The sequence below is a fragment of the Streptomyces sp. NPDC004031 genome, from assembly GCF_053604375.1.
Genome location: NZ_JBSGHL010000063.1, coordinates 41,488 through 51,276, shown reverse-complemented (window position 1 = coordinate 51,276; position 9,789 = coordinate 41,488). Strand labels below are relative to the sequence as shown.

The 9,789-nt window shown below is 74.6% G+C and carries 10 protein-coding genes; 7 read left to right on the top strand and 3 right to left on the bottom strand.

The features are described 5' to 3' along the window. Positions 1-272: hypothetical protein (locus tag ACWERV_RS30490; RefSeq protein WP_452939165.1), on the top strand; the 272-nt coding region annotated here is incomplete at its 5' end. A gap of 15 nt (positions 273-287) precedes the next feature. Here ACWERV_RS30490 and ACWERV_RS30485 read toward each other — a convergent pair. Continuing rightward, on the bottom strand, positions 288-488 hold the full coding sequence (locus tag ACWERV_RS30485; protein WP_258181735.1) for a helix-turn-helix domain-containing protein: 201 nt from the start codon (positions 486-488) through the stop codon (positions 288-290). Positions 489-561: 73 nt separating this feature from the next. Between ACWERV_RS30485 and ACWERV_RS30480 the strand changes: the two genes are divergently transcribed. Next, a complete protein-coding gene (locus ACWERV_RS30480) occupies positions 562-1,074 on the top strand; it encodes a hypothetical protein (RefSeq protein ID WP_452939162.1) in 513 nt (170 codons plus the stop codon). Between the two features lie 506 nt (positions 1,075-1,580). On the opposite strand, the gene ACWERV_RS30475 is transcribed toward ACWERV_RS30480, so the two are convergent. Both ACWERV_RS30475 and ACWERV_RS30470 read right to left on the bottom strand, forming a co-directional pair. After that, positions 1,581-2,357, bottom strand: coding sequence for a bestrophin-like domain (locus ACWERV_RS30475; RefSeq protein WP_452939160.1), 777 nt, complete (start codon positions 2,355-2,357; stop codon positions 1,581-1,583). 45 nt (positions 2,358-2,402) lie between these two features. Further along, positions 2,403-3,077, bottom strand: coding sequence for a hypothetical protein (locus tag ACWERV_RS30470; RefSeq protein WP_452939158.1), 675 nt, complete (start codon positions 3,075-3,077; stop codon positions 2,403-2,405). A 418-nt stretch (positions 3,078-3,495) separates the two neighbouring features. On the opposite strand from ACWERV_RS30470, the gene ACWERV_RS30465 reads away from it, so the two are divergent. The 5 genes from ACWERV_RS30465 to ACWERV_RS30445 all read left to right on the top strand — a co-directional run bounded on the left by ACWERV_RS30465 (position 3,496) and on the right by ACWERV_RS30445 (position 9,733). Further along, positions 3,496-4,338 carry a nitrilase-related carbon-nitrogen hydrolase gene (locus tag ACWERV_RS30465; RefSeq protein WP_452939155.1) on the top strand — a complete coding sequence of 281 codons (843 nt, stop codon included), beginning with the start codon at positions 3,496-3,498 and terminating at the stop codon, positions 4,336-4,338. Positions 4,339-4,351: 13 nt separating this feature from the next. Further along, complete coding sequence (locus ACWERV_RS30460) at positions 4,352-5,677, top strand: aspartate aminotransferase family protein (RefSeq protein ID WP_452939153.1); 1,326 nt, start codon at positions 4,352-4,354, stop codon at positions 5,675-5,677. Next, positions 5,674-7,074, top strand: a complete 1,401-nt coding sequence (gene hydA, locus ACWERV_RS30455; protein WP_452939151.1) for a dihydropyrimidinase — start codon at positions 5,674-5,676, stop codon at positions 7,072-7,074. The genes ACWERV_RS30460 and hydA overlap by 4 nt, the downstream gene beginning before the upstream one ends. Positions 7,075-7,117: 43 nt before the next feature. Continuing rightward, entirely contained in the window at positions 7,118-8,131 is a 1,014-nt protein-coding gene (locus ACWERV_RS30450) for a TIGR03842 family LLM class F420-dependent oxidoreductase (protein ID WP_452939149.1), read from the top strand. A gap of 183 nt (positions 8,132-8,314) precedes the next feature. Continuing rightward, complete coding sequence (locus ACWERV_RS30445; protein WP_452939146.1) at positions 8,315-9,733, top strand: phytoene desaturase family protein; 1,419 nt, start codon at positions 8,315-8,317, stop codon at positions 9,731-9,733. Positions 9,734-9,789 lie beyond the last annotated feature (56 nt).

Sequence of the window (9,789 nt, the reverse complement as noted above, 5' to 3'; positions counted from 1 at the left end):
CGGCGACCGAGGAGGGCGTGCGGCTCGAGATGTTGCAGGAGCGGCTCGTCCGCCCGTACCGCGACGTGATGTTCCCGCTGCTGGCGGAGGCAGTGGAAGCCGGCGAGATTCGCGCGGCGGATCCCGACGTGCTGTTCTTCATGGTCGCGAGCGCGGTCGGCTCGGCCGTGTCGTACAGCCACATGATTCGCGAGTTCACGTCGCTGCCCACGCGGCAGCAGGAATTCAAGCAGGCCGTGCTCACGGTCGCGCTCAACATCCTCGGCGGCTGAGCGCCGCGCGGGCGGTCACGTCACCAGCGCGAGCCCCTGTTCGCGCACCGCGTGGCGCGTAGTGTCGCGCAGCGCGTCGACGCCCAGCTCGTCCTCGAGCTTGTGTATCGCCGCGCTGAGCGGCGGCTGCGCCATGTGCAGCCGCTCGGCCGCGCGCCGGAAGCTGAACGTGTCGGCGACCGCGATGAACCGCCTGAACTGGCGCAGATCGATCATGCGATACCTTTCGCGTACCGCTGGATCACAGAACTCGTGTTTTACCTATCGCACTGCGCTGCCCAGAATTCCAATGTCATCGATTGTCAACATTAGGGAGGGCGGATCTAGCGGCATCGGGTTCGCGGCCGGGGACACCGGTGCCGCCTACCTCGTGCTCAGCGCTGCCGCGCAGGGGCCCGCCGAGCGCATCCCGTACCTCGTGCGGGCCCTGGAACGCACGGGGCTCACCGCCGACGCCGGGACCCTCCTGTGGGAGATCGCCGCGCTGCCGCCCGCCGCGGTCGCCGCGGCGGTGGCCGCGCTCGCCGTCGACCGGCGCGACGCGCACGCCCGCACGCTGCTGCACCAGATCGCCGCCCGGCCCGCGGCCGAGGTCGCGGCCGTCGCCGACCTCCTGCACTCCGCCGGGCACACCGGGGAGGCGGCGGAACTCCTCGAAACGGTGGCCCGTGCGCGGCCCGCGGACGCCGCGGCGGACATCGCCCGCGCCCGCCCCGCCCTCACGGCGGCCCTCCTCGCCGCTGCCGCCCGCGTCGCCCCACCCTGCCGCCGCGACGTGGCCGCGGCCCTCCTCCGCGGATGACCCTTGCGGGGCTTGGCTTCTTTCACCCCAGGGTGCCTCTCGCGGTGGTCCGCGTGACCTTCCCGCCGTGGTGGCTTGTCGCGCAGTTCCCCGCGCCCCTTTCGCCTGGGGGTGCCTCTTGGGGTGGTTTGCGCGATCTTCCGGCCTGTGGTGGCTTGTCGCGCAGTTCCCCGCGCCCCCTTCACGCCGGGGTGCCTCTTGGGGTGGTTCGCGTGACTTTCCGGCCTGTGGTGGCTTGTCGCGCAGTTCCCCGCGCCCCTTTCACGCCGGGGTGCCTCTTGGGGTGGTTCGTGTGACCTTCCCGCCGCGGTGGCTGGTCGCGCAGGTTCTCGCGTCCCTGGAGGGGCTTGCCCTGCGGTGAAGGGTGAGCGTTTTCAGGGGCGCGGGGAACTGCGCGACAAGCCACCCACCGGCCGTAAGGTCCCGGGGCCACCGCACCCGGCAGCCCGCAGGGCGAAGCGTGCCCCCCGCGCCGGGGGGAGAGGCCTCCGTTCTTGGGGGCGAGCTCAAGGACGGGGCGCGTCCAGTTGTGTGAAGCGGGCCTCCGCGGAGCGGAACGCGCCGCCCCCCACCCCGAAAGGCTGGCGGAAGGGCTGGTTGAGCTGAGCCGCGAGCACGATCGCGAAGGCCACCGCCGCCCCGGCGAACCCCACCGCGACGAGGTGGCGCGGCGCGGCCGTGAGCCCGAGCACCGCCGGGAAGGTGAGCAGGAAGGCCCCGGAGACGACCATCGCCACCCACACGACCCGCGGGATCCCCGCGGTGACCGCGGCGGCGCGGTCGGACCTGGTCTCGTACACGGTCGCCAGCGCCGACTGCGCCGCCGCCTTCGCCGCCTGTTCCTCCGGCCGCGCCGCCGAGGCGCCGCGCACGGCCGCCCGTACCCGGTCGAGTGCCTGCCACGTCTGCGGACTGGTCCGCCCACGGGCGAGCTGCGGGTATTCGACGTCGCGGACGTCTTCCGTGTACGCGCGCAGCAGCCCGCGCACCGAGGTGCGGTCGGCGGGGGCGAGCCCGCCCGCCGCCCAGTACGTGTCGGTGAGCGCCCGCGCCTCGTCGTACGTGCCGGTGCGCGCGTTGCCCAGCGCGGACCAGCTGCCCGCGACCTGGAAGCCCGTCAGCAGGATGAAGGAGCTGAGCAGCACTGCCCCGATCAGGGACAGTCCGTTGCCGGAGTCGCCGTCGGGTGCGGGCACGCGGCGCCGTCCGAGGAACCACCCGGTGGTGAGGGCGAAGGCCGCGCCGCCGAGCGCGGAGAGGACGAAGAGCAGGTAGTGCGGCATGGCGCTCCCAGGGGTGCGACGGGAGGGGGAGGGACGGCGCGGGCGTCAGCGCCGGCGCCGGAACGTGCGGTAGGGGACGGCCGCGAGCACGGCGGGCAGCAGCACGACCGCCATCGTGAGCAGCCACCAGCGCGCGGCGCCGCCCCCGGCCCCGTGCGGGTACGGTTCACCGCCCGGCTGCGGAAGGGCGTAGGCCTGCGCACCGGACGGCGACGCGGACACGCGGGCGGCGGGCGCCCTGCCCGGACCGCTGCGTACGGGCGGGTCCGGCCGCTTTCGTGCGGGCCCGGGTGCGGACCCGGCGACGGGAGAGGCGGCGGGCGGTGAGGCCGCCGGGGGCGGCGGTGGGGGAGGGGACGTCACCGGCCGGGTCGTGGGCGGCGTCGTGGGCGGCGGGGTGACGGGCGGCGGTCCGGTCGGCGTCGCCGGGGGCGTGCCCGGCGGGGTGCTCGGCGGAGCAGTCGGCGGGGCACTCGGATGCGGGCCGCACGCGTCGCCCACCCGGACGGTGACCGGGCCGATCGGCAGCAGGACCACCCCGTCCACCCGCACCAGCACCTCGACCCGCCCGTCCCGCCCGCACACGACGACGGTCACCCCGCGCGGCCCGTGCGAGGGACCGGGCGCGGGCGTGGACGCTGCGGAGGGGCCTGCGGCCAGCAGGAGTGCGGACGCGGTGGCCACGGGGAGGGGCCACCGCGGACGGCGTACGGCTTTCACGAACATTACGGTAAAAGCTGATATTCCATCAGGTCAGCGGAATGGGGGAGTATGGCGTGAACCGACCGCGCGTCCCCCGGGGTTCGAACACCCCGCCCCCTCGGTGCGGCTTCCGAGGGCCGCGCCCTCGAACACGACCGTCACCTTCCGGCCACGCGCCCTTCTCGCCGGGGGGTGCCTCGTGCGGTGGTCCGCGTGACCTTCCCGCCGTCGTGGCTGGTCGCAGGGTCCCGGGGCCACCGCGCCCGGCAGCCCGCAGGGCGAAGCGCCCTCCCCCGCGCCGGAAAGGCCAACGCCCCCACGGCGAGTGGGCCGTACGGGTCAGCCCGCGGCGACACAGGGGCGACGGCCGCGCGCGAGCGCACCCCGCGGGGGACAGTGGGGCGACGTGACGCCACGTCAGAGGGGCAACAGCCGCATGAGCAACGTCGTACGCGCCGCACTGGTCCAGGCGGCCTGGACCGGCGACACCGACTCGATGGTCGCCAAGCACGAAGCGCACGCCCGTTCCGCCGCCGCGCAGGGCGCGCAAGTCATCGGCTTCCAGGAGCTGTTCAACGCCCCGTACTTCTGCCAGGTGCAGGACACCGCGCACCACCGCTGGGCGGAGGCCGTGCCGGACGGGCCGACCGTCCGGCGGATGCGGGACCTCGCCCGGGAGACGGGCATGGTGATCGTCGTACCGGTCTTCGAGATCGAGCAGCCCGGCGTGTACTACAACACCGCCGCGGTGATCGACGCGGACGGCAGCTACCTCGGCAAGTACCGCAAGCACCATCTGCCGCAACTGCCGGGCTTCTGGGAGAAGTTCTACTTCCGGCCGGGCAATCTCGGCTGGCCGGTCTTCGACACGGCGGTGGGCCGGGTCGGTGTCTACATCTGCTACGACCGGCACTTCCCGGAGGGCTGGCGGGCGCTGGGGCTGGCGGGGGCGCGGCTGGTGTTCAACCCGAGCGCGACCAGCCGTGGCCTGTCGTCGTACCTGTGGCAGCTGGAGCAGCCTGCGGCGGCGGTGGCCAACGAGTACTTCGTGGCGGCGATCAACCGGGTGGGCCGCGAGGAGTACGGCGACGACGACTTCTACGGCACCAGCTACTTCGCCGACCCGCGCGGGCAGCTCGTCGGCGATCCCGCGTCCGCCACGGAGGAGGAACTCCTCGTCCGCGACCTGGACTTCGGCCTGCTGGACGAGGTCCGCACCCAGTGGGCCTTCTACCGCGACCGGCGCCCGGACGCGTACGGCATCCTGACGGGGGCGTGAGGACGTGGCCACCGTGACCGAGGGACCGCACGAGGCCCTGTACGCCCGGCACCGCGCGGTGCTGCCGGACTGGCTGGCGACGTACTACGAGCGGCCGATCGAGCTGACGCGGGGCGAGGGCCGCCATGTGTGGGACGCCGAGGGCAACCGCTATCTGGACTTCTTCGGCGGCATCCTCACGACCATGACCGCGCACGCGCTGCCCGAGGTCACCGCGGCGGTCGCGGCGCAGGCAGGGCGGCTGCTGCACTCCTCGACCCTCTACCTGAGCAGCCAGGCCGTGGAGCTGGCAGAACGGATCGCGCGACTGTCGGGCATCCCGGACGCCCGGGTGTTCTTCACGACCTCCGGCACCGAGGCCAACGACACCGCGCTGCTGCTGGCCACCGCCTACCGCGGCTCCAACCAGGTGCTGGCGCTGCGCAACGGCTACCACGGCCGTTCCTTCAGCGCGGTCGGCGTGACCGGCAACGCGGCCTGGTCGCCGACGAGTCTGTCCCCGCTCCAGACGCTGTACGTGCACGGCGGGGTACGCGGCCGCGGCCCGTACGCTCACCTGGCGGACCCGGACTTCGTGACGGCGTGCGTGGCCGATCTGGAGGACGTGCTCGGGCAGGCGGGCGGCCGGGTCGCCGCGCTGGTGGCCGAACCGGTGCAGGGCGTCGGGGGGTTCACGATGCCGCCCGACGGGCTGCTGGCGGCCTTCAAGCAGGTGCTCGACAAGCACGGCATCCTGTGGATCACCGACGAGGTGCAGACCGGCTGGGGCCGTACCGGCGACCACTTCTGGGGCTGGCAGGCGCACGCGGCGGCCGGGCCGCCGGACGTCCTCACCTTCGCCAAGGGCATCGGCAACGGCATGTCGATGGGCGGTGTCGTGGCCCGCGCCGAGGTGATGAACTGCCTGACCGCCAACTCCATCTCGACCTTCGGCGGCAGCCCGGTCACGGCCGCCGCGGCGCTCGCCAACCTCGACTACCTCGTCGGCCACGACCTCCAGGGCAACGCCCGCCGGGTCGGCGGCCTGCTGCGGGCCCGGATCGAGGCCGCCGCCGCGCGGCTGGACCTGGTGCGCGAGGTGCGCGGGCGCGGTCTGATGCTCGGGGTGGAGATGGTCGTGCCCGGCACCGACCGCCCCTCGGCGCAGGCCGCGAGCGCGGTCCTGGAGGCCGCGCGGGAGAACGGCCTGCTCGTCGGCAAGGGCGGCAGGGCGGGCAACGTGCTGCGGATCGCGCCGCCGCTGTCGCTGACCGTCGCCGAGGCCGAGGAGGGCGCGGACATCCTGGAGACGGCGCTCGCCGCGGCCCACCAGGACTACGCGGCGCGGGTGGCCCTGTGACGCCGCGGACCCTGATCCGCGGCGGCCTCGTCGTCACCGCCGCCGAGGAGACGCACGCCGACGTGCTGATCGAGGCGGGCCGGATCGCCGCGCTGGCGGCGCACGACAGCGCCGCCGCCGCGTCCTTCACCGCCGACACCGTGATCGACGCGACGGGCCGCTACGTCGTCCCCGGCGGTGTGGACGCGCACACCCACATGGAGATGCCGTTCGGCGGCACCACCGCGTCCGACACCTTCGAGACCGGCACCCGGGCCGCCGCGTGGGGCGGGACCACGACGATCGTGGACTTCGCGGTCCAGCAGGTCGGCGGCTCGCTGCGCGCGGGCCTGGACACCTGGTACGAGAAGGCCGACGGGCGCTGCGCGGTCGACTACGGCTTCCACATGATCGTCGCCGACGTCCACGACCGGACGCTGCGCGAGATGGACGCCCTGGTCGAGGAGGGCGTCACCAGCTTCAAGCTCTTCATGGCCTACCCCGGCGTCTTCTACAGCGACGACGGGCGGATCCTGCGCGCCTTCCAGCGGGCCGCGGCCAACGGCGCCCTGCCGATGGTGCACGCCGAGAACGGCATCGCCATCGACGTGCTGGTCCGGCAGGCCCTGGAGGCGGGCCGGACGGACCCGCGCGTGCACGGCGAGGTGCGGCACGTGCTGCTGGAGGCCGAGGCGACGCACCGGGCGGTCCAGCTCGCCCGCGTCGCGGGCTCCCCGCTCTACGTCGTGCACGTCTCCGCCGAGCAGGCGCTCGCCGAACTGACCGCCGCCCGCGACCTGGGGCTCCCGGTCTTCGGCGAGACCTGCCCGCAGTATCTGTTCCTGTCCACCGCCGATCTCGCCGCACCGGACTTCGAGGGCGCCAAGTACGTGTGCAGCACCCCGCTGCGGCCGCGCGAGCACCAGGCGGCGCTGTGGCGCGGCCTGCGCACCGACGACCTCCAGGTGGTGTCCACCGACCACTGCCCGTTCTGCTTCGCCGGGCAGAAGGAGCTGGGCCGCGGCGACTTCTCCCGCATCCCCAACGGCCTGCCGGGCGTGGAGCACCGGATGGACCTGCTGCACCAGGCCGTCGTGGAGGGCAGGCTGAGCCGCCGCCGCTGGATCGACGTGGCGTGCGCCGCGCCCGCCCGGATGTTCGGCCTCTACCCGCGCAAGGGCACGATCGCGCCCGGTGCGGACGCCGATGTCGTCGTCTACGACCCGCACGCCGAGCAGACCCTCTCCGCGCGCACCCACCACATGAACGTCGACTACTCCGCCTACGAGGGCCGCACCCTCGCCGGCCGGGTCGAGACCGTGCTGTCGCGCGGTGTCCCGGTCGTCGACCGCGGTACGTACGTGGGCCGCGCGGGGCACGGCCAGTTCGTCCCGCGGGGCCTGTGCCAGTACCTGTGACCCGTGTCCGTGACCGTCACGCACCAGCGAGGAGCGCGGCCCCATGCACTTCGGCCTCGTGCTGCAGACCGACCCGCCCGCGTCCGACGTCGTCGCGCTCATGCGGCGCGCCGAGAGCCGGGGCTTCCGGCACGGCTGGACCTTCGACTCCGCCGTGCTGTGGCAGGAGCCCTTCGTCATCCACAGCCGCATCCTGGAGCACACCGAACGGCTGACCGTCGGCACCATGGTCACCAACCCCTCGACGCGCGCCTGGGAGGTGACCGCCTCCACCTTCGCGACCCTCAACTCCATGTACGGCAACCGCACCGTGTGCGGCATCGGCCGCGGCGACTCGGCGATGCGCGTCGCGGGCCGGCCGCCCGCCACGCTGGCCCGGCTGGGCCGCGCGATCACCGCGATCCGCGACCTGGCCGAGGGCCGCGAGGCGGTCGTCGACGGCACCGCGCTGCGGCTGCCGTGGGTACGGGAGGGGCGGCTGCCGGTGTGGATGGCCGCGTACGGGCCGAAGGCGCTGGCCATGGCGGGCGAGCTGGCCGACGGCTTCATCCTGCAACTGGCCGACGTCCATCTGACGGCCTGGATGGTCAAGGCGGTGCGCACCGCGGCCGAACGCGCCGGGCGCGACCCGGCGTCGGTCACGGTGTGCGTGGCCGCGCCCGCGTACGTCACCGAGGGAGCCGCGCCCGCCGACCTCGCGCACGCCCGCGAGCAGTGCCGCTGGTTCGGCGGCATGGTCGGCAACCACGTCGCCGACCTGGTCGCCCGCTACGGCGCGCACTCCGCCGAGGTGCCGCAGGAGCTGACCGCGTACATCCGGCAGCGGCAGGGCTACGACTACGCCCACCACGGCCGCAGCGGCAACCCCGACACCGCTTTCGTACCGGACGCGATCGTGGACCGCTTCTGCGTCGTCGGCCCCCCGCAGGCGCATGTGGCCCGGATGCGCGCGCTGCGCGGCCTGGGCGTCGACCACTTCGCCCTCTACGCGATGCACGACGCCAAGCAGGCCACCGTGGACGCGTACGGCGAGCATGTCATCCCCGCGATGGCGTGACCCTGCCATCCGTACCGGGGTACCGGACCACAGGGCCCCGCGGTCTGGTTGGATGGGCCGCATGGGCAACGGAGTCGGTGCGGTGACCGGTGGGGCGGAGGCGGCGGGCGGCCCGCGCGCACCCCGCGACGACGCCGGGACGGGCGCCCGCGGCCGGACGGCGGTCGGGCCGTGAGGCGGGCCGTGGTCGCGGACGCGGTCGTCGTCGGGGCGGGTCCCAACGGGCTGACCGCCGCCGTCGAACTGGCCCGCGCGGGCCTGAGCGTGCAGATCTACGAGGCCGCGGACACCGTCGGCGGCGGCGCCAGGACCGAGGAGCTGACGCTGCCCGGCTTCCGGCACGACCCCTGCTCGGCCGTCCACCCCTTCGGCGTCGGCTCGCCCGCCTTCCAGGCGCTGCCGCTGGCCCGGCACGGCCTGGAGTGGCTGCACCCGGAACTGCCGCTGGCCCACCCGTTCCCGGACGGCACCGCCGCCGTGCTCGCCCGTAGCGTCGGGGAGACCGCCGCGTCGCTCGGGCCGCGCGACGCGGGCACGTACCGCAGGCTGATGGCGCCCTACATCGGCCACTGGGAGTCGATCGCCGCGGACTTCTTCCGCCCGCAGTGGTCCGGGATACCGCGCGACCCCTACCGCTTCGCGCGCTTCGGGCTCACCGGCGCCCCGCCGCTGTCGCTGCTCGCGCTGCGCTTCCACGGCCCCAAGGCACGCGGGATGCTCGCCGGCCTCGCCGGGCACGCCATCACCAGGCTGAGCCAGCCCCTCACCGGGGCGATGGCGATGATGTTCGCGCTCGCCGGGCACGAGCGCGGCTGGCCCGTCGCGCGCGGCGGCTCGCAGTCGATCGCCGACGCGCTCGCCGGGTACCTGACCGAGCTGGGCGGGGTGATCCGCACCGGGGTGACGGTCCGCAAGCTCGACGAGCTGCCGCCCGCCCGCGCCTACGTCTTCGACACCTCGCCGACCGCGCTGGCCCGGATCGCCGCGCTCGGCGACGCCTACCGGCGCTACCGCTACGGCCCCTCCGTCTTCAAGATCGACTACGCCCTGGACGGCCCCGTCCCGTGGACCGCCCCCGAGGCGCGGCGGGCCGGAACGGTGCATGTCGGCCCGACGTACACCGAGATCGGCGACGCCCTGAACCGCGCGGTCACCGGGCGCCCGCCGCACACCCCGTTCCTGATCACCGCCCAGCCGGGCGTCGCCGACGCCTCGCGCGCGCCCGCGGGCAAGCATGTCTTCTGGGCCTACGGGCACGTGCCGAACGGCTGGCACGGCGACGCGACGGACGCCGTCGAGCGGCAGATCGAGCGCTTCGCCCCGGGCTTCCGCGACCTGGTGCTGGCCCGCGCCGTCACCGGCCCCGCCGGGCTCGCCGCGCGCAACGCCAACTACGTGGGCGGCGACATCGGGTGCGGCGCCTTCTCCGGTCTCCAGACGGTGCTGCGCCCGCGGCTCGCCGCGATCCCGTACGCGACCTCGCGCCCCGGGGTCTTCCTGTGCTCGTCCGCGACCCCGCCGGGGCCCGGTGTGCACGGCATGAGCGGCCACAACGCCGCCCGCGCGGTGCTGCGCCACCTGCGCCGCACGGCCCGCCGCTGAACCGCCGGGCACCGGGCCGGGAGAACGCGAAAGCCGCGGCGGGTCCTCCCGCCGCG